Below are 25,916 nucleotides of genomic sequence, written 5' to 3'. Positions count from 1 at the left end.
CGGCTTTTGTTGAAAGCGCTACTGTTCCACGCCCATGATTTTTGTCGGACTTCTTGCACCGCCTGCCATGAGCTGGACTCTTCCGACATTTGCCGCGAATGGCCGACACGGGCCGGTGTTCTCCACGATGGACGAGCGACCCTGTCTTCGTCGCTAACTCTGGCTCACCCGGCGTCCGCACTGTCGCCTCGGCTTTGGGGCATGGACGGCGGCGCTGGCTGCCGCATCCACCGAGCGGGCCACGCAGGCAAAGGCGGTGGCGATACGGATGAGGTGCATGACGGCCTACCCTACGGTTCTTCCGCGCCGATGTGCCCCAGCAGCGATGCGGCCACCGCCGCCGCCGCAATGCCCAGCGCGACAGGTAGCAACGAGCCGATTATCTGTGCCGTCTCGAACAATCCCGCACCGGTGCGCAACGGATAGAGGTCCAGCGACCCGGCCGGTTCGAGACTGAAGTTGGCCTGCGCGACCCACGCCGTCACACCGGCCAGCACCACCAGCGTCACGAGCGCACGCACCTTGCCGAGCCGATACAACGACACGGCAACGGTCGCACACGCGAACAGTGCCACCCCATTTGCCACGCCCCAGATCCACCAGAGCCCAACCGGCGCCCGCTGCGGGAAGAGCCAGCACATGTCGAGCACAACCGTTACCGGGGCGAGGAAAAGGAACGCCCGAACCCGTGCCCGGGGGAGAGACCGCCACGCCAAGTACGCCAACACGACCAACCCCGCGCACGCGACAGCGAGCAAACCCAACAACCCGACCATCACGCGATGGCCGGTGAAGTCCGGTACCGCGCGCAACGGTGGGAGGCTGTGTCCCTCGACGCCGACCCGCTCCCACTTGCCCGAGCTGTCGCGGCGAAGCACGCCATCGCGCCCGTTCGCCACCAGCACCATGTGATCGCTCTCCGTGCCAAGGACCGCGACGGACTGCGACGACAGCTCGGTTGCCGGGTCGCTGACGTCTTCGTGGTCGACCGCCAGCGCGCGGTATTGCCAGCCGCTGATCTGCCACGCCGTGGTCCAGCTCCGCCCGGCGTCGTGGCTTTCCTGCACGTGCAGCTCGCCTGGCACGACCCGATAGCAGCGGCTCCCCGCGCAGGCCTGTGTGTTGCGCATGACCTCTCGCGGCGGCCGGCCAGGCGGCGCGGTCTCGAAGGTGCGGCCGCCGTCGTCGCTCGCGCCCACATACACTCCGATGAGTGTCCCGCCGGTGTAGCCCATGGCCGGTTTGCCCTCGGCCTCGCCCACCCAGATGACAGTTATCGGGTCAGGTCGAGCTGTGGTCGCTACCGTGGCGATCAATCCTATGGGTACCAGCACCAGCGCCCGCACCAGCCGGGCCCGTCCATCGGTGACGGGCCTGCCGCTGGCCCGCCGCCATGCCAGCCAAGACAACGCAAGCACCGGCAGCGCGAGCAGATCGGTCGGGTCGGCGAGCACAGTCGACGGTCCATTCACGACGGACCAGGCGTGCGAAGCCACCTCGGCCGCCCGCCCGCTCGCCTTGACGACCCCGAACACCGCACCGGTCGCGACCAGTGCCACCACCGCCAGCACGCGAGCCCGAGCCCGCGGCAGCGCGACGGCCACGAGCACCGCGAGCAGCGGCGGGAACATCAGCATTCCCGCGGCGTCACTGAGCTTGCCGGTCACCACGCCGGGCCACGCGGCCTTCAGCACGTGGTCGTTGAGCACCAACACGACCAGTCCCGCGACGCTCAGCGGATGGGAAATCCATGCTGCGCACGGCGCAAGCGGGTCCGGCTGCATGCAGCACAGCGTCGCGATTTCGGGTCACGACGGTGTCTCGTTTCCGCCGTTTCCCGGTTGCATCTATACATCTAGATGAGGGGGCACTAGCTTATTGGCCAACCCATAAGGAGGAGGCACCCCTTGAAACGACTCCACCGAGCCATCGTGGCCGGTGCCACCGGGCTCATCTCCGTGGTCGCCACCGTCGCCATATCCACGGCGGGCGCGCTGGGCGGCGACAACTTCCGCACGCTCGCGCTGCCCAATGAGGCGGAACAGGTCCGCTTCGCCACCAACGGCACATATCAGCTCAGCGCGGACGGAGGGCGCACCTGGAGCCGCGCGCTGCCCGAGGCGAAGCTGATCCGGCTGCGCTCGCGCGAGTTCGATCCACTCACGACAGTGGGCACGTTGAAGACCGCAGAGGCCTACATCGTGCAGTTCGCCAACGCGCCGCTGGACTCACAGCGCCGCGATCTGCGCCGGATGGGCGTGAACCTGGGCTCATACCTACCCGACAACGCCTACGTGGCACGGATGTCGGGCGACGCGCTGTCCAAAGTGGCCAAACTTCCGTACGTGCGGTGGGTCGGCGCATACGAGCCCGCCGACAAGCTTGCCCCCGGGCTGCAGCCCGGCCGGGTGCGCATCTCGCTGGTGAACCGCGATCTGGTCGAGCAGGGCGGGGTCATCAACAAAATCGAGGCTCTGGGCGGTACCGTCCAAATGGTTTCGGCTTCCAGGTCTTTGATAGAGGCCACTGTGGACAGTGCCCAGTTGCGGGCCATCGCCGCGGACGGCGCGGTGCTGGCGATCGACCAGTGGTCGGCCCCCGAGACCGATATGAACAACGCGCGGGCCGACGGCGGCGCCAACGCCATCGAGACCGCGCGCGGCTATCGCGGCCAGGGCGTGCGCGGCGAGGTCATGGACAGCGGACTGCGCACCACGCACCAGGAGTTCGCGGCCCGGCCGCCCGTCATGCACACGGCCAACGGCACCAGCACGTCGCACGGCACGTCGACCTACGGCCAGATCTTCGCCTCGGGCGTCAACGCCACGCACCGCGGCCTGCTGCCCGAGGGGCAGGGCATTTTCGCGTTCTACAGCGCGTTCGCGGGCGGCAACCGGCACGCGCACACGGCGCAGCTGGTCAACCCGAGCGGAAACTACCGCGCGGTGTTCCAGAGCAACAGCTGGGGCGACGCATTGACCACCGCCTACACCACGATATCGGCGGACATGGATGACATCGTGTTCGACCACGACATCCTGATCTGCCAGTCGCAGAGCAACGCGGGCACGCGCTCGTCGCGCCCGCAGGCGTGGGCGAAAAACGTGGTGAGCGTCGGCGGGCAGTACCACCGCAACACCCTCGACCGCTCCGACGATGCGTGGAGCAGCGGGGCATCGATCGGTCCGGCCGCGGATGGGCGGCTCAAGCCCGACCTGTCGAACTACTACGATCAGATCAACACCACATCGAGCACCAGCGATACCTCTTACACTTCGACATTTGGGGGTACCAGCGGGGCGACGCCCATCACGTGCGGCAACTTCGGTCTGCTGTTCCAGATGTGGGCCGACGGGGTGTTCGCCGGCGGGCCGGGCCTCGGGCGTGACGTGTTCGCCTCCCGCCCGCACGCGGCCACCGCCAAGGCGCTGATGGTCAACCAGGCCAACCAGTACACGTTCAGCGGCACCGCGCACGACCTGACCCGGACCCACCAGGGCTGGGGCACGGCCAGCGTGGGCAACCTCTACAACCAGGCGCAGGCCAACGGTTGGCGGCTGCCGATCCTGGTCAACGAGACCGACCTGCTGACCGTGGGCACGAAGAAGACCTACACCATCACGACCGACGGCACGCAGCCGCTGAAGGCGACGCTGGTCTGGACCGACCCGGCCGGCTCGCCGAGCGCGGCCAAGGCCCAGGTCAACGACCTGACGCTGCGGGTCGTGGCGCCCAATGGGACCGTCTATTGGGGCAACAACGGGCTCAACGCGGGCAACTGGTCGACCGCCGGTGGCGTGGCCAACACCGTGGACACGGTGGAAAACGTGTTCGTGCAGAACCCGGCTCCCGGCACGTGGACCGTCGAGGTCTCGGCCGACACGCTCGGCGCGGATGGGCATGTGGAGACGGCAGCCACGGACGCCGACTACGCTCTCGTGGTCACGGCTCGCGTGGGGACGCCTCCCACTGGCACGCCCACCGCATCGCCCACCGCGTCGCCTACTTCAGGGCCGCGGCGGTTCACCAACGACACGGACTTCGCGATCAACGACAACACGACGATCGAAAGCCCGATCACGGTGACCGGCGTCCCCGGCAACGCGCCATCGAACCTGCAGGTGGACGTGAACATCACGCACACCTACCGGGGTGATCTGGTGGTGACCCTGGTGGCGCCGGACGGGAGCACGTATGTGTTGCACAACCGGGCGGGAGGCAGCGCAGACAACATCGTGCAAGTGTTCCCGGTCGACGCCTCCAGCGAGGTGGCCAACGGCACGTGGCGATTGCGCGTGCAGGACGCGGCAAACGCGGATGTGGGCACGCTCAACACGTGGTCACTGATCTTCCCGTAGCCGCTTGACGTAACTGTCCAAAATGTACGGCCAGCCCTCGGGGGACTCCAGCGCTTTGCGATAGTCGTCTCCCGTGGGCTGGTATTTGTCGAAGCCGCGGTGCTCGAACTCGATCCGCTCATCCTTGAACAGGACTTCGACCTCGCCGGCGTGGGCCGGATCGGGTACGGGCTCGCGGTTGGGCCCGATCTGCCACGTGAAGACCAGCCGGCGCCCCGGATCCCAGTGCAAGACTCGGCCCCAGTCGCAGCGGAACCCGTGCGGCCCGATCTCGTAGCACAACCCGCCCGCGCCCGACTCCATGCCGATCTCCGCCAGCGCCCGCGGGCCCGACCACGTGTACTCGGCCGGCCACCAGCTCATCAGCTCGCCCGTGAACACCTCGAACGCGCGCTCCGGTCCGGCGGGCACCTCCAGCTCAAGCCTGATCTTCCCCATGCGGGTCGGATACCCGGATCGCGTGCGCAACAATCCCATCCCGTGGCGCCGGACCGGGTCGCCATCGTGGAGGCGCTGGCCAAGCTGCCGCCGAAGCACCGGCTCGCGGTCGTGCTGCGATCCGGGGAACTGCCGCGGCCCGATGGTGTCGTCCGCGCGTTCGCCTATGACCTGTCCGATGACGGGACCGCGGTCGGCTGGGACGGTGGGTCGCGCGCTCTGGTTTGGACAGCGGACGGCGCGGTGCGCGCGCTGCCGGGCCCGCAGGGCCTGAAGGTCTCGGCCATCGCGATCAACGGTCCATGGGTGGTGGGCGCGGCCGCCCAACCGCAGGGGCTTGACCTTCCCGGGTCAGGCCAGCAAGCGATCCGCTGGGATCTGCGCACCGGCGACTATGCGGAGATCCCCGACATCCTGCTCGCAGTGGGCGTCACGCCGCGCGGCTGGGTGCTCGCGCACGCGCGGGTGGAGATCAAGGATTCGACAACGAGATCGCGGTTCCTGCACCCGCCGCTCGTGCAGATGCCCGGCAAGCGGATCGCGCTGCCCTCACCGGCGGGCGCCAATCAGGATGACGCCGGGGCGCAGGTGGTGAGCGACGACGGCCGGACGATCGCCGGTGAGGGAAAGCTTCCTGGCAGTGGCCACGGTACGGTGATCCGCTGGACATGTTCGTGAATCAATGCAACATTGCGGGCCTCTGATGCGTGGTAAGAAGAGTCACGCCGGGCGGCTTGGGCCTTCGCCGGCGGAGCAGAGCACAGCGTTACGGGGAAAGGCCCTTGCCAAACGGCTTCGGCCCTCGCCGGCGGAGCAGAGCGCAGTGTTACGGGGAGGCCCTTGCCGGAAAGGACGCGCATGCCGGACACCGCGGAGTTTGCCGAGTTTTACACGGCGAACTTCCACCGTATCGCCGCCCAGCTCTATGCATACCTGGGAGACCATGCCGAGGCGCAGGACCTGACCCAGGAGGCGTTCTGCCGCGCCCTGGACCGATGGGGCAAGGTCAGCGCATACGAGGACGCCCACGCCTGGGTGCGCAAGGTCGCGTGGAATCTTGCCACCAGCCGGCTGCGCCACCTGCGGGTCGCGGCCCGACACCTGGCGCAGCAACGGCCCGAACATATCGAGGGGCCCGGCCCGGACCGGGTGGCGCTCAGCCGCGCGCTGGCCACCCTTCCGCCCAATCATCGGCTCGCGGTCGTGCTGCACCATCTCGGCCACCTGTCAGTGAACGAGATCGCCGAGCAGCAGGGGGTGGCCGAAGGCACGGTCCGGTCGTGGTTGTCCCGCGGCCGGTCGCAGCTGGCCGAGTACTTCATGGAAAAGCAGAGCCCGCAGTGGCAGGCCGAGACGACGACCGCGATCCGCGCGCCGGGCATCGACCAGGCGGTCACGGGGGTGCGGCGGCGCCGTGCGGTGCGCCGGTCGTCGATCGCGGCCCTGGTGGTCGCGTTGGTCGCGCTTCCGGCCGGGGTGGCGGCGGCGATCACGCCGGCCGAGCAGGCGACGGTCCTGCCGTCCGACCCGCTGTTTTGGGCGGGTCCGGACGTGTCAATCACGGTGCGGTATGTAGTGCTGCCGGGCACGGGCTCGGGTATCGATGCCAATGTGCGGCCCCAGTTGCTGCTCGCGGATTCGCAACGCGGGTGGGCGTTCTACGACCTGTGTAAGGTGGAGCCGCGCAACAAGGATTGTTCCTATCAACTTGGGTCCACAAACGACGGTGGGCGCACCTGGCGCACGGCCAACCTGCCCGACGTGCCGCCAACCACCGCGTTGCAGCCGATCCCGCTCGACGGCGCGACGCTGACCTTCCAGTCCGGTGCCAACCTCTATCTCACCAAGGACCGCGGCACGACCTACCGGGAATATTCAGCCAAGCAGCCGCCAAAGGAGGCGCAGCTGGCCAAGGGTGGACCCTATCAGCTGGTGTGCCCGGGTGAGTCCGGGTTCGAGAAGCCGCCGCGGACCGGCTGCGCCGAGCCTGACCTGGTGCAGGTTGGCGAGGGACCGGTGTACCCGGAACCGCCCCTGACCGGCCCGAGGACGTCCGTCCTCACTGGACCGGACGGGCGGATTTGGCTGTGGGACTGGACCGTGCCGGACCACGAGCCCAGCATCATGGTCAGCGCTGACGGCGGCAAGAAGTGGGAGTCGGTCGCGATACCGCCCAAGGATGCCCGCACCGGGTCGCTCAGGCTTTCGCCCGACGGGCAGGAGGTGTGGCTGGAGGGCAGGGCCCGGCTGCTGCGCCTCGTCGGTGACACATGGCAGGAGCAGCTGGCGGTCAGCGGGCTGGTCCCGAGGTCGTGGGCGCCGATCGGGGCGGGCGGGCTCGCGCTGACATACCAGGAGAAGTTCGCGTTCCTGCTCGACGGCGTGCTCAAGATCGTACCGGAGATCCCGGGCGACGGCCGGATCTCGGTGCTGGCCGACGGTGCGATCTCGGTGGCGACGTCCGGCGGCACCTACCTGACGTCCAACCCCGGTGACCGCAGATCCTGGATCCTGCTCAAATAGGCGCAACAATCGCGCGTGCGTCGGTTACGGCGCGCCGGTCAGAACCGCGAGTGGGTGCTCGTCGAGTTCTGACCGGCGCGGTGAGTGGCTATCCCTGCGGAGTCAACGCGATCGTGGCGGAAGACGCGGCCTCGTTGACGGTGACCGTGAGGGTGATGCTGCCCGACGGGCGCATCGCGAGCAGTTTGCCGGTCGCCGGGTTGAACCAGGCGACGTGCCACGGCCGCAGGCCGCTCATCGGTCCGATGTGGACGCCCGGCGAGCCGGACCAGTCCGCGCTCACCGGCAGGCTCACCGGCACCATGCGCGGGCCCTGCGTCAGGGCGGCGCTCAACGGCTCGAACTGTCCAAACTCGACCGACTGGGGCGCGTTCACCGCGAGCGCGTCCACATGCGGCCGGAACTCAGCCCGCAGACCTGAAGGCGAGACGCCCCAAAGGCTCCAGCCGGTGAACCCGCCTTCCGCGGGCGGCGTGGCGGGCGCCTTGGCGGTGTTGCCGTTGACGATGAACGGCACGCCGTCGACCCGGCCGGCGTTGAACATGCCGACGTGGGCGCTGACGACGACGGCCTCCTTGCCGCTGCGCTCCTCGAACTCGGCCAGCCACCGCTCCACGAGCGCCGCCTCCTTGCGGTCGCCGAGCTGGCTCGCGTCGATCGGGGTCGGGTCGCGCGGCGGGTGGTGGAAGAACACGGCCACCGAGCGGACCGCCGGATCCGTGGCGGCCGTGTCCAGCGCCTGGCGCAGCCGCACGATCTGGTCGAAGCCGCCGCCGCGCAGCGTGCCATCGGCCGAATTCAGCGTCACGAACCGCACGCCCTCGTGGTCGAACGTGCGCTGCGTTTCGCCGAACACCGCGCGGAAGTTGGCGATCGGCGCACCCATGATTTCGTGGTTGCCCGGCACGTAGTAGTAAGGCAGCTCCCCGCCCAGCTCCTCGTCGAGGATCCGTTTCGCCAAGGCGAAATCTGCCGGGAAGGCTGTGTCGACGAAATCGCCGTTGATGATGAGGAAGTCGGGCCGTTGTGCCTTGATTTCTTGGAGGGTACGCCGTGCGGCCCGCACCAATTCGCTGTCCGGATTGGACGCGACGAACTGCGCGTCCGACATGACCGCGAACCGCCACGGCGCACCGTCCACATTGCCGTCCGCCACCACGGTTTCGTCCGTGCGCACCTGAGAAGCGGGCAGTTCGATCGCCGGTGGCACGCGGGCCACGATCTCGTCGAGGATGAGCTCGCTCTGATACTGCGCCGCGGCCTTGATTTCGGGCGCGTAGAACCGGCGAATCTTCACCGGATACGCGATCCCGGCAGGCACGTTGAACGTCACCTGCTGCCACCCGGTCCACATGACGTTGCCGCCCCGCAACACCTGGGAGGCCCCGTTCGCGTCGACCAGATGCAGGCTGGCCCATTCGCCCTTGCCCTGCCCGTGGATCCACATGGTGAACGCCTGCGGCTGCCCCGGCACGTCAATGAACGCCGGCGGGTTGGCGTACGCCGCCCGCGTCACCGTGTGCTGGGCGAAGTTCGCCGACAGCTTCAAGCCCTGGCCCACCTTGCCCTCAGCCGGTGCCACTGAGCCCACGACGCTGGCCGGAACCGCGCTGTACGACCACTGCGCGGCGTTGTCGAAGTTGGCGACCACGACATCCTCAAGCCCGATGGTCACGGCCACAACGCTTTTCGCCTGTCCAACCCGGACGGTGACGAGCCCGGCCCCGACCGGCTTGAGCGCCTTGACCTCCAGCTTCCCGTCGGCGCCGGGCGTGACCGTCAGCAGCGCCGGGTCGTAGTCGAGCTCGACGTCCGAAGGCTCGATCGGCGCCGAGCGGGCGTCCCGGTCGTACCCGACCACCCCGAACGATCCCACGGCGTCGAGCCCTGCCAGGCCCAGCTTGGTGCTCGTGCTTTCGATCCGGTCCAGCGGCCCGAGCACGGTCAGCGCGAGCTCACCCTTTGCGTTGCCGTTGAAGGCGGTGACGGTCGTGCGCCCGGGGAACAGCGCCCGGAACACCCCGTCGGAGTTGACCAGCCCGTGCGAGGCGGGATTGGCCCGCCAGTGCGCACGACCGGCAGCCGGCCCGTAGGTCTCGTCGTGTCCGGCCGCCGTGAGCTTGCGGGTCAAGCCGGGGAACACCCGCTCCGGCCGCCCACCGCGCACGGGCGCGGTTCCCGGCGCCCGCAGCGGATCGATCGCGGTCTCGACCCAGAAGCCGTGCAGCCGCCCGCTTCCCTGTGGCGCGTAGATCGCCAGGCCGTTGGGTACCGACCGCTCACCGCCGTCGGAGGGCTGGTTCTCCACGAGCAGCGCGGGGCTGCCCGGCTCGCGAGCGAGCAATGTGGATGATCCGCCGCCGTCGAGGTTGAGCGCGTGATGCGCACCCAGCTCGGCCATGAGCTTGGCCAGCTCGGTGAGCGTGACGCCCCGGCTGTCGGCCTGCCGCCCGTCGACGGTGAGCAGGTGCATCGTGCGCCCGTCGGCGGAGAAGCCGACGGCCGTGCGCGGGTTGGGTACCGGATCGGGATGGGTTTGCGGAACACCGTCGCGCACGAGCACCACGTTGCCCCCGATGGCCGCCTTCAGCTGGGTCTCGCCGTCGGGCTTGGGCTTGTACGCCACATCCACCCGCGTGCCGACATTCATAAGAGCGAGCGCATCGGCGCCCGCGTCGCGGCCCACGAGGATCGTCGTGCCCGCCGGGATGGGCCCGCTCCCGGCCGCGTCGGCGACCGCGGACACCATGCCGTCCACAATGGTCACTTCCCGCACCCGGGCCGCACCTTCCACGGCACGGGTCCGCGTGTAGGACCCCCACAGCGGCGTGAACACGCCCACCCCGTTGGCTTCAATCAGGTTGTTGAACTGCGTCAGGCTCACGGGCGCGGCCCCCGCAGGTGTGGCCGTGCCCTCGAAGTACACCTGAAGCACGCGCCCCAGCCCGTCCGCGGTGACGCCCACGGCCTGGTTGTGTCCCCTGACCGGCGACTGGATCAGCTGTCCATTTTGGATGCCGATGCCCTGCGCCGCGCCGGAGTTGTTGATGTCGAAGAAGTCCCCGTTGACCGCCGCGACCGCACCGGCCCGCGTGGCCGGGCCGGACAGCGGCTCCGGTTTGGACACCGCGCCGGAGTAGAGGTAGTCGACGGTCGTGCCGCCGCCGAGGTCAGCGCTGAGCGCGTCGGCGCGCAGCCACCCGGCCGCGTCGATGCGATCGAATGAGGTCAAGGTGATGCCGGGCGCGACCGGGCGGGTGCGCCTGTCGGTTTCGATAAACGTCGTGCCAGGGTCGCTGAAGGCCGGTGCCGAAGCGGGCACCACCAGCAGCGGGAGCACGAGCGCGAGTACAGCGATTCTCCGCATGCCCGGCAGTCAACCGAACACGGTGAAGATTTTCAAGAGCCGTTAGGTTAACGAAAAACAATTTCCTTGATCATTCGGTATGGTGGGGTGCACATCCCGGAGTGCTGCGGACCGCTGCCTCCAGCCGCGTGCGACGTCGCGTTCGCGCGGGCGGCCGAGTTCTTCCCGCGCCACTTTCCGGACGAGCCCTATGAGGTGGCGGTCTGCATGTCATGGTTGCTCGACCCGGCGCTGGCCGATCACCTGCCCGCGGAGTCCAACATCGTGCGGTTCCAGCGGCGGTTCGCCATCGTCGACACCCAGGAGAGCGACTCCTTCGAGCGCTTCGTGATGCCCGGTTCGCGGTTGGACGGTCGCCGCTGGGACATCGGACGCGGCTGGCTGGAGCTGTAGCCCGCATCGGTGGGCGTGAACATCCCGGCTAGGAGTGTCGCGATCGCGCCCGCGGGGTCGAAGTCGTGGCGCGGGTCGGCGAGCCGGTTGCCGATCAGCCCGTCGATGAACGACAGGATCAGGCGCAGGTCGCGCGGCGGGTCGGCCGAACCGAGCGCGGCGATCACGGGCACCGCCCACGTGGCCATCCGGGCCTGCCCTTCGGCGACGAGCTTGCCGAGCTCGCGCTGCAGCACGGCCCGTGCGTCCGCGGCTCGATGGGTCGGCTGGCGGATGCCGTCGGTACCCAAAACATCAATGGCCGCATCCCAAATGACCCGCCGCCGCACCCACTCACCCTCCTTACCCGTCGATCATGAACTTACGTCCATGGTCGACGGCGCGTCGTGACACTGACGTCATGGTCAGCGCGACTGACAGTCTGCCTCAGCCATGCACGACGATCGGGCGTATCTCGACGGCGGCGCCGAAGCGGAGGCCGGGCCACTCCGACGCGGTCTCCAGTGCCTCGTCGATGCTGTCCGCCTCGATCACCATGAACCCGCCGACCAGCTCCTTGATCTCGGTGTACGGCCCGTCGGTGACGACCGTGCCGCCCGAGCCGTCGGTGCGGATGGTGCGGGCCGTGCTCGGGCCCTGCAACTCGTGCCCGCCAGGCACGTAGCGGCCGCGCTTCTCCCACTTCTCGATGTGCGCGTAGATCTCGTCGTAGACCCGCTTCTCCTCCTGCTCGCTCAGATCGGCGCGCTCGGCCGGGTCGCAGATCAGCATCACGTACTTCATGACAGGCTCCTTAAGAACTCTTCCGCTTATGCTGGTGACGAAAGCGGGGAGCGCCTTTTCGACAACACGCTAAAGAATCTTGCGATATTGCCGCTGGTTTGTCATGAAGCGGTACCCAAGCCAGGCGTTCACGGCGATCATGGGCGCGTTTTCCTCGTCGTTGGACGTGTACGCATGGGTGATGCCGGCCGCGGCCACCTTGCGCAGCGAGGCCGACTTCACGAGCTTGGCAAGCCCCCGCCCGCGATGCTCCCGCACCACCCCGGTGAAGCCCGACACGCTGCGCCTGTAGGGCTCGTCGACGTCCACGATCGTGCCCGCGATGACCTTCCCGCCGGACATCGCGACCACACCGAGGTCGGGCCGGTGGTCAGGGCTGAGCCAGTGCATCGCCATCCACTCGTCGTAGGAGTGCATCTCGCCGGGCACGTCGGTGGGCTCGTCCTGCGAGACGATCCGGTCGAACTCGAACACCGCGCGCGGCCCGGCCTCGTCCAGGTCGACCAGGCGCACGCCCTTTGGCGTGTCGGGCATGGGCGGCAGCAGGCTCGTGTCCGTGAGGTCGGCCATCGAATAGCGCATGGTACGGCGCTGCTCCCAGCCCCGCTTGACGGCGAAGCGGTGTGCGTCGTCGTCATCGGGCGCCCAGAGATACACCGACCGCGCGCCGATCTCGGCCTCGTGGGCGAGCGCGTCGTCGTAGAGCGCGCTGCCGATGCCCTGGCGGCGGGACTCGGGCAGGACCATCAGGCGCATCCGCCCCGTGCTCTCCTGCGTGGCCTCGAAGTCGAGGAACGCGGAGGCGAAACCGACGATCTCGCCCCCGGCCTCGGCCACGACGATGCGCCGCCGCGCCCGCGCGGGGAAGGTGCGGAAGTTGTGCCGCCATGCGTCGTCGCTCATGACCCAGGCGGGGAAGAGCGTGCGCAGGATGCGAGAAACGCCGGGCATGTCATCGATCGTGGCCACGCGCAGCGATACGTCAGGCATCTGTCCTGTGTACCAGAAAACCGGTTACGCTCCACGGGATTTTACCGGCGCTCGTGGACTGCTTGCGGATAGATTGATCGGCAATATATGTTGGTCGCGTGACTGAGATGCGCGAGCCGACGTTTCTCGTGCTGACCGCGCTCACCGACGGGCCCAAGCACGGCTACGGGATCATCCGCGACGTCGCCGAGCTCTCCGACGGCCGGGTCAAACTCCTGCCGGGCACGCTCTACGCGGCGCTCGACCGGCTGGTGGCCCAGGGTCTGGTCGAGCATGTGCGCGACGACGTCATCGACGGCCGCATGCGCCGCTACTACAGCCTGACCGGCAACGGGCTGCGCGTGCTGCAGGCCGAGACGGCGCGGCTGCGCCAGCTCGCCGGTGCCGCCGAGGCCCGCCTGCGCGCGCTCAAACCCCGACTGACCTAAGCGAGGTCCGAGTGTCTTCTTTGGAGCGGCGGTACCGGCGGTTGCTGCTGTGCTATCCGCGGGCCTACCGGCGTGCCCGTGCCGATGAGATCGTGGGTACCCTGCTGGAGCTCGCCCCGACCGGGCGCACCCGGCCGACCTTGCGCGAGGCCGTCGATCTCGTGTGCCAAGGCATGCGGGCGCGGTTGGGCCGCCCGGCAAGTCGCAGCGTTGCGGTGTGGGCGGGCCTGACGGCTGTCCTTTGCGGACTCTTCGCCGGCGCCATCGGCAGCCGCGTCGGCTGGGAAACCGCGCGGCCGCTGCCGTCCGAGGCGGAGGCCCGAGCCCTGTTCGCCAACGCCGTTCCCGGCCACCAGATCAACGGCATCCAGTTGGACCAGGGCCTGTTCTCCGTGATGGGACGGGAGCTGACCTGGACGGACTTCGGATACCTGCTGGGCCTCGACTCCGATCTCCACCAGACTTCCGCGGCCGTCGGCTTCGCGGGAGGCAATCCTCCGGTCGAGCACCAGCAGACACTGCGGACCGCGCAGGAACGGCTGCGCGCCGCCGGATGGGACCTGCACCCGGTCATGTCCCTCGACGTCGACGGGTGCGCCATCTGTCCTCAGCCCAGCCCGCCCAACCGCTTCAAAATGTCGGCCACCCGTGAGGATTCGATCCTCACGCTGGAACTCAACTCTCCCCAACCGGGCTCCGGTTATCTGAGCATCCACCTCACGCGGGCGACGCCGTGGACCGTCTACCCGGCCGGTATAGGCATCGGGCTGCTCGGCTTCGCCTTCGGGTGGATGATGTTCGGCTGGGCCAGCCGCCGCACGGAGGGCAGGCGGGCGGTGCAGAACCTGGCGGCCATACCCTACGCGCTCGCGATGCTCGTGTGGCTCGCGATCGCGGCATCCGGGTTGTCGGAAAAAATCACCTGGCACATCAAGCGGCCTCGGCCGGGCTGGGATCCGGCCTGGGAGTGGCTCGGCCTGCCCGACAGCCTGTTGTTCTTCCACTTCGGCTCCGTGTGCGCGCTGTTCGCTCTGGCGCTGGCCGCGCTGCCGCGGTGGGGTGCGCGTCCGTCCCGGCAAGGTGCGCTCGCATGACCCGTTTGGAGCGGCGTTACCGGTGGTTGCTGTGCGCGAGGCGGTCAACCTCGTGCGGCACGGCATGCGGGCGCGGTCGGGCCAGCCGGTGCACCGAGGGCAGGCCGATCGTGCGCGCTCTCGCGGCCATCCCGTTTTGGACTGGCGATGTTCCTGTGGGGGCGTGCCGACCGCGTCCGCGTTGTCACTGGCGACCTTGCGTCGGCCATCGCGGCGCTGCCGCGCGTAGGTTTTCTGACAGCCTTTCGGGTGACGCGCGGGGCAGCCGCAAGGCACGGGCTCGGCTAGATTTGGCGGATGTCGCAGACGCATGACATGGTCGTGACGAGCGGAGAGCTGGCCAAGCGCTATTTGTCATGGGAGCGGGGCGAGCACCGTCGCGAGTGGACAGTGCTTACCCGTTTGCATAACCATCTGCCCGATCTGGTACCAGCTCCGCTCGCGCAAGACCTCGACGCCCAACCGCCCGTGGTGACCATGAGCCGGCTGCCCGGACTGCCCCTGTCGGGCACGCTGTCTGACGCCCAACTGTCCGGTTTGGAGCGTGCGCTGCGCGCGATGTGGTCGGCGGCCGTGGGCGACCTGCCTGCGCGGCGATACCACGCTGCGGAGGCGCAGGATGTTGGCCGCCAATGGTTCGCGGGCGCCACCCGCCCGCCCGGCGTCGCGGGCGAGGCGTTCGACGCGGCGGCCGAGTTCCTCTCCGGTCCGCCGCTGCCCGACGTCCCCGGCGAGCAGACCGTCATCGGGCACGGCGACCCCAACCTCGCCAACTACCTGTGGGACGGCGAGCGCATCCGGATCGTCGACTTCGAAGACGCGGGTGCCTCCGACGTGGCCTACGAGCTCGCCGACCTCGCCGAGCACCTGTCGGCGCGCCAAACTGACTGGGAGGAGTTCCTGACCCGGTTCGACCTCGACCGCGAACGCCTGCGCCGGGCCCGCTGCCTCATGGCCGCGCTGTGGCTGCACAGGCTGCTGCCCGGCAACAGCGCGGCCCACCGCAACCCGCCCGAAACGCTTGCCCAGCAAGCCAAACGCCTTCTGCGCCTCACCTCCGCCGGCCGCGCCTGACGCCAGCGGCCACGCTTGCCGGCTGGCCGCATTCTGCCCACGCACACCCAACGCGCACGACCCGGAGCGCTTGGCGGAAGCTCGTGCAGCGCGCGCAGCCGATCGGGCGGCAGCAGCGGGTTGAGGCGCAGCGCGCCGCCGCGATCGGCGACCGGCACGTCCTCGGCCATCAGCTGGATCAGCATGGTGCGCAACAGGTTCGCCCCGGACTGGCCGACCACGAACTCACCCCGGCCCCACGACTACCGGCAGTAGGCCGAGCACGCGGAGGAACTCGCGGCCGAGCCACTCGACCTTGCGCGGGTCGGGCAGCAGCGCCACACCGGGCCCCACCGAGCCGGGCGCTGGAGATTGTGGGGATCGTAGAGCGGTTTGACGGTGGCTGGATCAGGTCCGTCTGCCGCATCCGTGTCCCAGCTAGATTTTTGTGAGATCTAGTGTCACGGGGAATGGCGCTGTCGCTCTCACCACGCCGGTGAAGACCTCTGCGTCGCGATACCTTCCGCTGGCCATGTCGAGCACGTAGGTGTACACGATGGGCATGCCGGTGAGTGCTTGCTCGATCCTCCAGTAGAACTGGATGCCAGCCTTCGCGTATTGGTCGAGTTTGACGATGCGATCGGTCGTCTCCCAGCCCGGTGAGACCACTTCGGCGACCAGGAGCACGTGCTCTGGGCGGGTCGGCGTGATGTCGATGGTGTCCGCCCGATAGACGATCACGTCGGGCCGCCGGTTGAGCAGAGGCACATCGTGCAGTCGGAGGTCGAAGTCGACGTCGGCGTTCCACTCATCGCCGGCCGCCGCTTCCAAGGCCACCGCGAGCATTTTCGCGATCCGGTTGTGTCGCTTGGACGGGCTCGGGCTCCCGACAATCATCCCATCCACGATCTCGATGCCGGCGCACTGTTCCTCAGACCACGAGTCGTACTGCTCGGCGGTGACGAGTTCATACATCCACGTCGGGGGCGATAGCTTCCGCAGTCATCATCACATCCCCCAGTGTCGACGATCTTGGGGCTATGCGCGTCACCACGAGCTACATCCTACCGGTCCACGAACCCGACGCCGCGTCCGCGCGTTATGCGGGCGGCGGTGGGGGCGCGGTGCTTTCGCGGACCACGAGCCGGGTGGGGACGAGGGTCGTGCCGTGCTCGGGCTCGCCGCCCTCGATCTGGCGCAGGATGCCCTGCACGCACCTGCGCCCGACCTCCGTGAAGTCCTGGTGCACTGTCGTGAGTGGAGGGATGAACGCCCCCGCCTCGGGCAGGTCGTCGAACCCGACCACGCTGGTGTCCGCGGGCACGCGCCGGCCCTGCTCGTGCAGGGCTCGTAACACGCCGAGCGCCATCTGGTCGTTGGCGGTGAACACGGCCGTGCAGTCGGGCTCGTCGGCCAGGGCGAGCCCGGCCCGGTAGCCGGACTCGGCGGACCAGTCACCGTGCAGCGGCGGTGGCACGGGCCGCCCGGCCTCCTCAAGGGTGCGCCGCCACGCCTGCTCGCGCCGGTTGCTGGCGAAGGACTCCTGCGGGCCGGTCACGTGCCAGACCGTGCGGTGCCCAAGTTCGAGCAGATGCGCGACCGCCTGGCGGGCGCCGTCGGTTTGGTCGGTGTCGACGACGCTGTATCGGTCGCCCGCATCCGAGTCGACCACGACCACCTGCACGTGCGGGGGCAGGGTCACGGTCGCGGAGTCGAGCAGGTGCACCTCCATGATGACGATGATCCCGTCGACGGCCAGCTCCCCGAGGCGGGTGAATGCCCCGAGCACCTCGTCTTGCGTGGGCACCGCGACCGGGATGAGCGTGATGGCGTATCCCTGGCCCGCCGCATGGTCGGCGATCGCCTCAAGTGTGCGGCTGTTGCCGGTACTGGACAAGGTAAAGAGAATGACCCCAATGGTCCGGAAGGCTCCCCTTTTCAGGGCTCGCGCGGCGCTGTTGGGTCTGTAGCCCAACTCGCGCATGGCGGCCAGGACCTGCTGCCGGGTGCTGCCGACGACGCTGGGGTGTCCGTTGGCGACGCGGGAGACGGTTTGTGAGGAGACTCCGGCGAGCCGGGCCACGTCCGCCATCGATACCCGTCGCTTCAAATGGGCCATCCCATCGCATCCTCCCCTGGTGCCGCCGGTAACGAATCGGAAACCGCAGCTTGACGCGTTCTCCGGCGCGGTGACACTATCACTCAGCCGATGTTAACGTAAACATTCGCGAGCTTGGATCTTTCTCGCGAGAGGAGTGTGCATGGCAAGGCGCAGGTCATGGACGGGGTGGGCGTTCATCGGGCCGTTCTTGGCCGTGTTCGCCTTCGTCTTCCTGGCCCCCATCGCGTACGCGCTCTACCTGAGCCTGTTCCGCACCCGGCTGATCGGCGGCACCAGCTTCGCGGGGCTGGAAAACTACGAGCGCGCCCTCACCGATCCGCAGTTCTGGTCGGCGGCCGGGCGGGTCGCGCTGTTCCTGGTGGTCCAGGTGCCGATCATGCTGTTCCTGGCCCTGCTTGTCGCGCTGGCCATCGACAGCGGCCGGCTCTACGGCAAGGCGTTCTTCCGGGTCACCGTCTTCATGCCATATGCCGTCCCGGCCGTGGTCGCCACGCTCATGTGGGGCTTCATGTACGGGTCCCAGTTCGGGCTCGTCGGCAACCTCAACGAATCGCTCGGGCTGTCGCTGCCCGACCCGCTGTCCCCGGGCCTCATGCTCGCGTCGATCGGCAACATCGTGACGTGGGAGTTTGTCGGGTACAACATGCTGATCTTCTATAGCGCGCTTCAGGTGGTGCCGAGATCGCTGTACGAGGCCGCCGAGATCGACGGGGCGAGCCAGCTGCGGGTGATCCGGTCGATCAAGCTTCCGGCCATCCGCGGGGCCCTGCTCATCGCGACCATCTTCTCCATCATCGGCAGCTTCCAGCTGTTCAACGAGCCCGCCATCCTGCAGAGTCTGGCGCCCAACGTGATCACCACGTTCTACACGCCCAACCTGTACGCGTATTCGCTGTCGTTCTCGGGCCAGCAGTACAACTACTCGGCCACGGTCGCGATCGTCATGGGCGTGCTGACCGTGATCGTGGCCTACGCCGTGCAGCTGCGCGCCACCCGAAAGGAGCGCTGACATGCGGCGCCGTCGCAGCCTGCTGCTCACCGTGCTGACCGGCATCATGCTCATCTACAGCCTCGTCCCGCTCGTGTGGCTGATCATCAACGCGACCAAGACCCAGCCGGGCCTGTTGGACTCGTTCGGGCTGTGGTTCGCCGGCGACTTCGCGTTGTGGGACAACATCCGCGACACGCTGACCTACAACAACGGCGTGTTCGTGCGATGGTTGCTCAACACGCTGCTCTACGTGATCGTGGGCGCGGGCGGGGCGACGATCCTCGCGACACTGGGCGGATATGCCCTCGCCAAGTTCGACTTTCCGGGCAAGCGCGGGGTGTTCGCCATCGTGATCGGTGCGGTGGCCGTGCCGGGCACCGCGCTCGCCGTGCCGACCTTCCTCATGTTCTCCAAGCTCGGGCTGACCAATACGCCATGGGCGGTCATCATCCCATCGCTGATCTCCCCGTTCGGGCTCTATCTGATGTGGACATTCGCGGCGGAGGCGATCCCCGGCGAGCTCATGGAGGCCGCGCGGGTCGACGGCGCCAACGAATTCCGCACATTCCTGCGCATCTGCGTGCCCCTGCTCGCGCCCGGCATCGTCACCGTGGCCCTGTTCGCCATGGTGGCCACGTGGAACAACTACTTCCTGCCGCTCATCATGCTCAAGGACCCGGACTGGTACCCGCTCACGCTCGGCCTCAACGAGTGGAACGACCAGGCGACGACCGCCGGTGGGGACGTCATCTTCAACCTCGTCATCACCGGATCGCTGCTGACGATCCTGCCCCTGTTGCTGGCCTTCCTGCTGTTGCAGCGCTATTGGCAGTCGGGCCTGGCCACCGGCGGCGTCAAGGACTGAACCACCCCTGTTGGAAAGGACACCCATGATGAATATCAACCGTCGTACCCTTCTCGGCTCGGCCATGGCCGTGTCGTTGGCCGTGACTCTGGGCGCATGCGGCTCCGATGACGGCAACAACGGCACCGGGCCCGTGACGGCCGATCAGGTGCAGGCCGCGCTCGACGCGGGCGGCACCGTCACCGTGTGGGCCTGGGAGCCGACCCTCAAGCAGGTCGTCACCGCGTTCCAGACCAAATACCCGAAGGTGAAGGTCAATCTGGTCAACGCCGGGACCGGCGACAAGCAGTACACGGCGCTGCAAAACGCGATCGCCGCGGGCAAGGGCGTGCCCGACCTCGCGCAGATCGAGTACTACGCGCTGCCGCAGTTCGCGCTCGGCAAGTCGCTCACCGATCTGGGCTCGTTCGGCGCGGGCGAGCTGGACGGGACGTTCACCCCCGGCCCCTGGGCGTCGGTGAAATCCGGTGGCACCATCTATGGCCTGCCGATGGACTCCGGCCCGATGGCGTTGTTCTACAACAAGAAGGTGTTCGACACGCACGGCATCACCGTGCCGACGACGTGGGACGAGTATGTGGCGGCGGCGCGGAAACTGCATGCCGCCGACCCGAAGGCCTACATCACCAGCGATACCGGCGACGCGGGCTTCACCACGAGCCTGATCTGGCAGGCCGGCGGGAAACCGTTCACCGTGGACGGTACCAACGTGAAAGTCAATCTGGCCGACCCGGGCTCGCAGAAGTTTTCCACCCTGTGGCAGCAGCTCGTCAGCGAGAAGCTGCTCGCGCCGGTCACGGGCTGGAGCGACGCGTGGTACAAGGGTCTGGGCGACGGCACCATCGCGACCCTCGTGATTGGAGCGTGGATGCCGGCCAACCTGGAGACCGGTGTGGCCCCGGCCAAGGGCGACTGGCGCGTCGCGCCGATGCCGCAGTGGACCGCGGGCGGCACCGCAACGGCCGAAAACGGCGGCAGTTCGCTTGCCATCCCCAAGGCGGGCACCAACAACGCGCTCGCATACGGATTCCTCAAGTACGCCACGGCGGGCGAGGGCGTGAAGATCCGGCTCGACAACGGCGCGTTCCCGGCGACGACCGCCGACATGAAGTCGGATGCGTTCCTCAACAAGGAATTCCCGTACTTCGGCGGGCAGAAGGCCAACCAGATCTTCGCGCAGTCCGCGAACGGCGTCGTGCCCGGTTGGTCGTATCTGCCGTTCCAGGTGTACGCCAACAGCATCTTCAACGACACGGTTGGCAAGGCGTATGTGTCCAACACGACCCTCGCCGACGGCTTGAAGGCATGGCAGGACGCGTGCGTCAAGTACGGCAAGGATCAGGGTTTCACGGTTAACTGACGTGCTAGCCAAGGGTGGGCCACTGTGCCCACCCTTTATAGGGGAGTGACATTCGTGCAGCACCGCCCGCGCTGGCCGCGCATCCCGGGCCTCGGCTTCGGCGCAGACTACAACCCCGAGCAGTGGCCGAAATCCGTGTGGCAGGAGGATGTGCGCCTGATGCGCGAGGCGGGCGTCAACATCGTGTCCGTCGGCATCTTCTCGTGGGCGCGGCTGCAACCCGCTCCTGAGGTTTGGGAGTTCGGCTGGCTTGACGAGGTGATGGACCTGTTGCACGCCAACGGGATCGCGGTGGATCTCGCTACTGCGACCGCGTCGCCGCCGCCCTGGCTGACCGCCAAGTATCCGGAGATCCTGCCGGTCAACGAGCGCGGCGAGACGGTGTGGCCGGGCGGGCGGCAGCATTGGCGCCCAACGTCTCCGGTGTTTCGGCGTTACGCGCTCGCGTTGGTCGAGGCGATGGCGCGGCGATATGGCGGCCACCCGGCCCTGGTGGCGTGGCACATCTCCAACGAGCTTGGCTGCCATAATGTTTACGACTACTCCGACGACGCGGCGCGCGCCTTCCGGGAGTGGCTGCGCCAGCGATACACCACGATTGACGCTTTAAATCATGCCTGGGGTACGGCGTTCTGGTCGCAGCAATACGGTGACTGGCAAGAGATTCTGCCCCCGAGGCTGGCCGCCACCCACCCGAATCCCACGCAGCAGCTTGACTTCAAGCGGTTCTCCGACGAGGCGCTGCGGCAGTATCTGCGCGCCGAACGGGAGCTGCTGCTCGAACTGACGCCGGACGTGCCCGCGACGACCAACTTCATGATCATGGGCGGGACGAAGGGCATGAACTACGCGCGGTGGGCGCGGGAAATCGACTTCGTGTCCAACGACCACTATGTGCAGCCCGGCCCGCAAGCGTTCGACGAGCTTTCGTTCTCGGCGAATCTGACCGGGAACATCGCCGGGGGGCGTCCGTGGTACCTCATGGAGCACTCGACAAGCGCGGTGAACTGGCAGCCGGTCAACCTCGCGAAGAAGCCGGGCGAGCTGATGCGCGATTCGCTCACGCACGTCGCGCATGGCGCCGACGCGGTCTGCTTCTTCCAGTGGCGGCAGTCCGCAGCGGGCGCGGAAAAGTACCACTCGGCGATGGTGCCGCACGCGGGTGCGGACAGCGACGTTTTCCGCACGGTTGTTGGGCTTGGCGCGACTCTGCGGGAGTTGGCGGTCGTGGCGGGATCGGTGCGCGAGCGTTCTCCTGCGGCCATCGTGTTCGACTGGGAATCGTGGTGGGCGGCCGAGGCCGACTCGCACCCGACGGATCGCCTGCGGTATCGGCAGGAGGCGCTCGACTGGTACACGGCCTTCCTCAATCTCGGCATCCGCGCGGACGTCATCGCGCACGGCACACCGCTGGAGGGCTACGGTCTGGTGGTCGCGCCGATCCTGCATGTGCTCAGTGAGCACGCGGCCAAGGAACTGCGGCAGTTTGCGGAGTCCGGCGGGCATCTGGTCGCGACCTACTTCTCGGGCACTGTCGACGAGAACGACCACGTGTGGCTTGGCGGGTATCCGGGTGCGCTGCGGGAACTGCTCGGGATCCGGGTGCAGGAGTTCACCCCGCTGCTGGACTCCGAGCACGTGTCCTTGGACAACGGCTTGACGGGCACGCTTTGGTCGGAACGGGTCGATCCCGTCGACGCCTCCATCTTGGCGCGTTACGCCGACGGCTCACCGGCGATCACGCGGCGGGCGGTGGGCGCGGGGTCTGCGTCCTATGTCTCCACGCGGCTCGGGCCCGACGGGCTCACTCGCGTGCTGTCCGATCTCGCGGGCGCCGCCGGCGTGCACAGCGAACTGCCGCCCGCGGCGCGCGGCAAAGTCGAACTCGCGATCCGTTCTCATGGCACGGACCGTTATGCGTTTCTCATCAACCGCGCGGACGACCCGGTCACGGTCGACGGGTTCGCGGGCACGGTGACCCTCGAACCCCGCGCCGTGGCGGTCGTCCCGCTGGATTAGCCGGCCCGGCCGCACCTGTCCGACTACGCGGCAACGCCCACGGGCAAACACGGCCTGGCGTTGACTGGTGCGCGCGCGTCACCCAGGCTGCCCGACCAGTGATTCGGCCGCTGCCGTGGGTCTTTGCGCAGTGGTCCGAAGTTGCGCTATCCGGTGCTCACGGAGTCGCGCGGTCAGCAGGTAGGCCGCCGCGGCGCCGACACCCATGACGAGACAGGCAATCCAAAGCAACTCGCCGTAGCTGTGCAGCAGGTATCCGGCGAACAGTGGTGCGGCAAACCTCGAGAGCTGGCTCGCGGACGAGAAGACCCCGAAGTACCGGCCCCGCAGATGACGTGGTGCCAGCCCGGCGACGCTCGCGTCGAGCACGGAGAAGTAGGCCATCTCGCCGAGTGTCCAAACCGCCACGGTCACGGCGTAGAACCACGCCACATCGGCCAGGGCGGTCATCCCGAAGCCGGCTCCGACGAGAAACACTCCAAGGGCGAGGACCTTCGAGTGCGCCCGGTCGCGGATCAGCCGGGGCAGAAAAAGCTGCCCGATCACGATCAGCAGGGTATTGACGACATAGATCCAGCCGTAGGCGGTCGCGTCCAGCCCATCGCGCTGCACCGCCAGCGGCAATCCGGCGTTGTTCTGTTTGAAGACCAGTTGAAAGACGAAGAACAGCACCACAAAGGTAAGGAAGACCCGGTCAGTAAGCACATTGCGCAGCGAACCCGTGGAAATCGGGGAGGCCGGCTCCGATCCGTCCGCGGTCGGCCGGGTTTCCGGAATCAGGGCAAACATGATCATTGCCAGTACGGCGACACCGGCCGCGTCGAATGCGAAGAGCAGAAAGAAGTCCGCCTGCATCGCCACCGGGGCGAGCAGTGCCGCGACCGAGGTGCCGATGTTGATCGACCAGTAGTTGATGCTGAACGCTCTGGTCCGGTCTGCTTCGGCGACCACGTCCGTGACCAGCGCGCTGCTCGCTGTGCCGGCGAACGAGATGCCTATCCCGTTGGCCAGCATCATGGCGACGATCACTGAGAGGTCGGCCGTCATACCGGTACCGAGCAGGGAAACCATGCAGATGAGGTAGCCCGTGATTGCGGTGCGGCGCCTGCTCCAGCGGTCGGCGAGCACACCGCCGAGTGTGCTGCCGATGACGCTGCCCACCCCGGTCACCGCGAGCACCACGCCGACCTGCGCGGCCGTGAAGCCGCGCGCGCTCTGCAGGTAGAAGGTCAAGAAGATCAGCACGAACGAGGCGATGTTGCCGATCAGGGTGATGCTCCACAGGTACCAGAAAACCTTTGGCAAGCCGCCCGTGGTCTCCCGCAGCCAGGCGGTGATGAATTCCATAGGTTGACCTTGTGGCTCCGGTGGCCCGAAAATAAGCTCCACTTCGATGGAGAAAAACTGGTCCACTTTCCGCGAGCTGCTACTGCCGACCGCAGCCGGGCCTCGCTGGCTCGAGCGCGCCTTGCGGGAGGCGATCCGGTCCGGCCACCTACCCGCCGGAATCAGGCTCCCCTCCAGCCGGGACCTGGCCGTGCAGCTCGGTTTGGCCAGAGGCACCGTGACCGCCGCCTACGATCAGCTCATCGCCGAGGGCTACCTGACCGCCCGGCGCGGCTCGGGCACCCGTGTCGCGCTCGCCTCGGTCACCTCGTCATCAGCCGTGGCAGCCCCTGTGCCGCCGGTTCGCTGGGAGTACGATCTGCGCACCGGGATGCCCGCGCTCGGTGCCTTTCCCAGGGCTGCATGGATTTCCGCCTGCCGCATCGGGCTGGAAGGCAAACGGCTTTACGATCGGGGCGGCAGCGTTGCCGAGCAGGCGGGGTTCGCCGAGCTACTGCGATCCGGTGGCTATGACAGGCACCTGCGCAAGACTCGCCGCCTCTACCGGCAACGCCGGGACGCCCTGCTGGCTGAGCTTGCGGCCCGATTCCCTGAGTGGCAACCGGTCGGCATCGCGGCCGGCTTGCACGTCGTGCTGCGCCTGCCGGCGGGCGTGAACGATCGCGAGTTGGCCAAGCGTTTGGCAGGCAAAGGAATCCGGCTCGCACCATTGTCGGCCTATGCGATGACCACCGCGCCCTATCCCGGCCTGGTAATCGGCTATGGCAACGTCGGGGCGGACAGACTGCGAGCCGCTGCCGCCGCGATCGCGAGCGCGCTCAGTCCCGTTCCACTTGGCTCATTGGCCTGATCTGACGCGCCGCCGGGCGGGTCTGGCGATGGTCACCGGTTACCCGGCTTGCGCATGCGGGTATGCCGATGTCATGTCTGTGCAAGTGGCGCAATGGACGATCGATGTGAAGGATCTGGATCTGATGATCCGGTTCTGGTCCGAGGCACTGGGCTACGAGGCCGAGAAGGGCGACGACGGCAGCGCCAAGCTGTTTCCACCCGGCCGTGAGGATCTGCCGACGGTGTGGCTGCAGGGATCCGGTACCCCCAAGAAAGGAAAGAACCGCATCCATCCCGATATGGTCGCCGACGGACCCTGGGAGAAGGAGGTCGAGCGGCTCATCGGGTTGGGTGCCCGGCCCGCCGACGTCGGGCAGAACGGCGACGAGGGGTTCTTTGTGCTGGCCGATCCCGAGGGCAACGAGTTCTGCGTGCTGCACCATGCGCCGCGGCGGCCCGCGGGGTGAACCGCGGGCCGCACTTTTTTGCGCTATCTCGCTATGAGGCGGTGCAGGTGTAGCCGGACGGCAGCTGGGTGTTGCCGTTGGGCCGGCTGACCTGGAAGCCGAAGCTGGTGCTCCCGCTCGGCCCGAGGTTGCCGTTGTAGCTCAGGTTTGTGGCGGTGATGGTGCCACTGCCCGTTGGGGTGGCGTTCCACATGCCCACGATCGTGTGCCCGGCGGGGAGGGTGAACGTGACCCGCCAGCCGGTGATCGCCGACGTGCCGGTGTTGGTGACCGTCACCGGTTGCACGACATAGCCGTTGCCCCACTGGCTTTGGACGGTCGCCGTGGCCGTGCAGCCGCCGCCCCCGCCGCCGGTGGTCGTGGCGGTGACCGTGTTGGATGGGCCGGACGTGCCGTTGGTGTTGGATGCGGTGACGCGGTAGCAGTAGCTGGTGTTGGCCGACAGTCCGGTGTTGGTGAAGGTGGTTGTGGTGCTGGTGCCGACCTG

At 67.9% G+C, this 25,916-nt stretch carries 22 protein-coding genes and 1 pseudogene; 13 read left to right on the top strand and 10 right to left on the bottom strand.

Features of this window, described 5'->3' with window-relative positions; genetic code table 11:
- Positions 1-290 precede the first annotated feature (290 nt).
- Entirely contained in the window at positions 291-1,784 is a 1,494-nt protein-coding gene (locus DM816_RS09465; RefSeq protein WP_162907277.1) for a hypothetical protein, read from the bottom strand.
- A gap of 123 nt (positions 1,785-1,907) precedes the next feature.
- Between DM816_RS09465 and DM816_RS09460 the strand changes: the two genes are divergently transcribed.
- Positions 1,908-4,358, top strand: a complete 2,451-nt coding sequence (locus tag DM816_RS09460) for a proprotein convertase P-domain-containing protein (protein ID WP_117209778.1) — start codon at positions 1,908-1,910, stop codon at positions 4,356-4,358.
- Here the strand turns inward: DM816_RS09460 and DM816_RS09455 are convergent.
- Positions 4,341-4,796 (bottom strand): SRPBCC family protein, encoded by a 456-nt coding sequence (locus tag DM816_RS09455; protein WP_246001768.1) that lies wholly within the window; start codon positions 4,794-4,796, stop codon positions 4,341-4,343. The two genes, DM816_RS09460 and DM816_RS09455, sit on opposite strands and share 18 nt — an antisense overlap.
- A gap of 42 nt (positions 4,797-4,838) precedes the next feature.
- Here DM816_RS09455 and DM816_RS09450 point away from each other — a divergent pair, with 42 nt between their 5' ends.
- Positions 4,839-5,474 (top strand): hypothetical protein, encoded by a 636-nt coding sequence (locus DM816_RS09450; RefSeq protein WP_117209776.1) that lies wholly within the window; start codon positions 4,839-4,841, stop codon positions 5,472-5,474.
- Between the two features lie 180 nt (positions 5,475-5,654).
- Entirely contained in the window at positions 5,655-7,319 is a 1,665-nt protein-coding gene (locus DM816_RS45480; RefSeq protein ID WP_117209775.1) for a sigma-70 family RNA polymerase sigma factor, read from the top strand.
- Between the two features lie 88 nt (positions 7,320-7,407).
- Here DM816_RS45480 and DM816_RS09440 read toward each other — a convergent pair whose 3' ends face one another.
- On the bottom strand, positions 7,408-10,686 hold the full coding sequence (locus DM816_RS09440) for a phosphodiester glycosidase family protein (RefSeq protein ID WP_117209774.1): 3,279 nt from the start codon (positions 10,684-10,686) through the stop codon (positions 7,408-7,410).
- A gap of 87 nt (positions 10,687-10,773) precedes the next feature.
- On the opposite strand from DM816_RS09440, the pseudogene DM816_RS45475 reads away from it, so the two are divergent.
- Positions 10,774-10,950, top strand: a pseudogene (locus DM816_RS45475) (acyltransferase domain-containing protein); the annotation flags it as partial.
- Here DM816_RS45475 and DM816_RS45470 read toward each other — a convergent pair.
- The 3 genes from DM816_RS45470 to DM816_RS09425 all read right to left on the bottom strand — a co-directional run bounded on the left by DM816_RS45470 (position 10,926) and on the right by DM816_RS09425 (position 12,852).
- Complete coding sequence (locus DM816_RS45470) at positions 10,926-11,315, bottom strand: hypothetical protein (protein WP_342768688.1); 390 nt, start codon at positions 11,313-11,315, stop codon at positions 10,926-10,928. The pseudogene DM816_RS45475 and the gene DM816_RS45470 sit on opposite strands and share 25 nt — an antisense overlap.
- A 190-nt stretch (positions 11,316-11,505) precedes the next feature.
- A complete protein-coding gene (locus DM816_RS09430) occupies positions 11,506-11,862 on the bottom strand; it encodes a YciI family protein (protein ID WP_117209773.1) in 357 nt (118 codons plus the stop codon).
- Between the two features lie 69 nt (positions 11,863-11,931).
- Positions 11,932-12,852: a GNAT family N-acetyltransferase gene (locus DM816_RS09425; protein WP_117209772.1), complete on the bottom strand. Its 921-nt coding sequence runs from the start codon at positions 12,850-12,852 to the stop codon at positions 11,932-11,934.
- Between the two features lie 107 nt (positions 12,853-12,959).
- Here DM816_RS09425 and DM816_RS09420 point away from each other — a divergent pair, with 107 nt between their 5' ends.
- The 3 genes from DM816_RS09420 (at position 12,960) to DM816_RS09410 (ending at position 15,448) form a co-directional block, all read left to right on the top strand.
- Positions 12,960-13,280, top strand: a complete 321-nt coding sequence (locus DM816_RS09420) for a PadR family transcriptional regulator (protein ID WP_117209771.1) — start codon at positions 12,960-12,962, stop codon at positions 13,278-13,280.
- Positions 13,281-13,291: 11 nt separating this feature from the next.
- Positions 13,292-14,374 carry a hypothetical protein gene (locus tag DM816_RS09415; RefSeq protein WP_162907276.1) on the top strand — a complete coding sequence of 361 codons (1,083 nt, stop codon included), beginning with the start codon at positions 13,292-13,294 and terminating at the stop codon, positions 14,372-14,374.
- A 297-nt stretch (positions 14,375-14,671) separates the two neighbouring features.
- Positions 14,672-15,448 (top strand): aminoglycoside phosphotransferase family protein, encoded by a 777-nt coding sequence (locus DM816_RS09410; RefSeq protein WP_117209769.1) that lies wholly within the window; start codon positions 14,672-14,674, stop codon positions 15,446-15,448.
- 417 nt (positions 15,449-15,865) lie between these two features.
- Here the strand turns inward: DM816_RS09410 and DM816_RS09405 are convergent, their stop codons facing one another.
- A complete protein-coding gene (locus tag DM816_RS09405) occupies positions 15,866-16,402 on the bottom strand; it encodes a Uma2 family endonuclease (protein WP_117209768.1) in 537 nt (178 codons plus the stop codon).
- Positions 16,403-16,526: 124 nt separating this feature from the next.
- The gene (locus tag DM816_RS09400; RefSeq protein ID WP_117209767.1) at positions 16,527-17,546 is read right to left on the bottom strand and encodes a LacI family DNA-binding transcriptional regulator; all 1,020 of its coding nucleotides are present in this window, start codon (positions 17,544-17,546) and stop codon (positions 16,527-16,529) included.
- 142 nt (positions 17,547-17,688) lie between these two features.
- On the opposite strand from DM816_RS09400, the gene DM816_RS09395 reads away from it, so the two are divergent.
- The 4 genes from DM816_RS09395 to DM816_RS09380 are packed head-to-tail and all read left to right on the top strand — an operon-like array spanning position 17,689 to position 22,784.
- Positions 17,689-18,558, top strand: a complete 870-nt coding sequence (locus tag DM816_RS09395) for a carbohydrate ABC transporter permease (RefSeq protein ID WP_117209766.1) — start codon at positions 17,689-17,691, stop codon at positions 18,556-18,558.
- A gap of 1 nt (position 18,559) precedes the next feature.
- On the top strand, positions 18,560-19,405 hold the full coding sequence (locus DM816_RS09390; RefSeq protein ID WP_117209765.1) for a carbohydrate ABC transporter permease: 846 nt from the start codon (positions 18,560-18,562) through the stop codon (positions 19,403-19,405).
- A gap of 28 nt (positions 19,406-19,433) precedes the next feature.
- Entirely contained in the window at positions 19,434-20,765 is a 1,332-nt protein-coding gene (locus DM816_RS09385) for an ABC transporter substrate-binding protein (protein WP_211588609.1), read from the top strand.
- Between the two features lie 24 nt (positions 20,766-20,789).
- Complete coding sequence (locus tag DM816_RS09380; protein WP_246001765.1) at positions 20,790-22,784, top strand: beta-galactosidase; 1,995 nt, start codon at positions 20,790-20,792, stop codon at positions 22,782-22,784.
- A 78-nt stretch (positions 22,785-22,862) separates the two neighbouring features.
- Here the strand turns inward: DM816_RS09380 and DM816_RS09375 are convergent, their stop codons facing one another.
- Positions 22,863-24,131: an MDR family MFS transporter gene (locus tag DM816_RS09375; protein ID WP_246001763.1), complete on the bottom strand. Its 1,269-nt coding sequence runs from the start codon at positions 24,129-24,131 to the stop codon at positions 22,863-22,865.
- Between the two features lie 46 nt (positions 24,132-24,177).
- Here DM816_RS09375 and DM816_RS45210 point away from each other — a divergent pair, with 46 nt between their 5' ends.
- Both DM816_RS45210 and DM816_RS09365 read left to right on the top strand, forming a co-directional pair.
- Positions 24,178-24,981, top strand: coding sequence for a GntR family transcriptional regulator (locus DM816_RS45210; protein WP_117209763.1), 804 nt, complete (start codon positions 24,178-24,180; stop codon positions 24,979-24,981).
- A 73-nt stretch (positions 24,982-25,054) separates the two neighbouring features.
- The gene (locus DM816_RS09365; protein WP_117209762.1) at positions 25,055-25,429 is read left to right on the top strand and encodes a VOC family protein; all 375 of its coding nucleotides are present in this window, start codon (positions 25,055-25,057) and stop codon (positions 25,427-25,429) included.
- A 31-nt stretch (positions 25,430-25,460) separates the two neighbouring features.
- Here the strand turns inward: DM816_RS09365 and DM816_RS45205 are convergent.
- The coding region (locus DM816_RS45205) for a cellulose binding domain-containing protein (protein WP_170318798.1) at positions 25,461-25,916 on the bottom strand (456 nt) is incomplete at its 5' end.

The sequence above is a fragment of the Allorhizocola rhizosphaerae genome, assembly GCF_003426775.1.
GTDB lineage: Bacteria > Actinomycetota > Actinomycetes > Mycobacteriales > Micromonosporaceae > Allorhizocola > Allorhizocola rhizosphaerae.
The sequence above is the reverse complement of the archived record's forward strand: the minus strand, read 5'-3'. Positions and strand labels throughout refer to the sequence as shown.

Coding starts and splice junctions, on each gene's coding strand:
- DM816_RS09405 (WP_117209768.1), bottom strand. CDS start 16,402: ATGTATGAACTCGTCACCGCCGAGCAGTACGACTCGTGGTCTGAGGAA.
- DM816_RS09430 (WP_117209773.1), bottom strand. CDS start 11,862: ATGAAGTACGTGATGCTGATCTGCGACCCGGCCGAGCGCGCCGATCTG.
- DM816_RS09390 (WP_117209765.1), top strand. CDS start 18,560: ATGCGGCGCCGTCGCAGCCTGCTGCTCACCGTGCTGACCGGCATCATG.
- DM816_RS09465 (WP_162907277.1), bottom strand. CDS start 1,784: ATGCAGCCGGACCCGCTTGCGCCGTGCGCAGCATGGATTTCCCATCCG.
- DM816_RS09425 (WP_117209772.1), bottom strand. CDS start 12,852: ATGCCTGACGTATCGCTGCGCGTGGCCACGATCGATGACATGCCCGGC.
- DM816_RS09455 (WP_246001768.1), bottom strand. CDS start 4,796: ATGGGGAAGATCAGGCTTGAGCTGGAGGTGCCCGCCGGACCGGAGCGC.
- DM816_RS09420 (WP_117209771.1), top strand. CDS start 12,960: ATGCGCGAGCCGACGTTTCTCGTGCTGACCGCGCTCACCGACGGGCCC.
- DM816_RS09395 (WP_117209766.1), top strand. CDS start 17,689: ATGGCAAGGCGCAGGTCATGGACGGGGTGGGCGTTCATCGGGCCGTTC.
- DM816_RS09385 (WP_211588609.1), top strand. CDS start 19,434: ATGAATATCAACCGTCGTACCCTTCTCGGCTCGGCCATGGCCGTGTCG.
- DM816_RS09410 (WP_117209769.1), top strand. CDS start 14,672: ATGTCGCAGACGCATGACATGGTCGTGACGAGCGGAGAGCTGGCCAAG.
- DM816_RS09400 (WP_117209767.1), bottom strand. CDS start 17,546: ATGGCCCATTTGAAGCGACGGGTATCGATGGCGGACGTGGCCCGGCTC.
- DM816_RS45480 (WP_117209775.1), top strand. CDS start 5,655: ATGCCGGACACCGCGGAGTTTGCCGAGTTTTACACGGCGAACTTCCAC.
- DM816_RS45210 (WP_117209763.1), top strand. CDS start 24,178: ATGGAGAAAAACTGGTCCACTTTCCGCGAGCTGCTACTGCCGACCGCA.
- DM816_RS09365 (WP_117209762.1), top strand. CDS start 25,055: ATGTCTGTGCAAGTGGCGCAATGGACGATCGATGTGAAGGATCTGGAT.
- DM816_RS09440 (WP_117209774.1), bottom strand. CDS start 10,686: ATGCGGAGAATCGCTGTACTCGCGCTCGTGCTCCCGCTGCTGGTGGTG.
- DM816_RS09375 (WP_246001763.1), bottom strand. CDS start 24,131: ATGGAATTCATCACCGCCTGGCTGCGGGAGACCACGGGCGGCTTGCCA.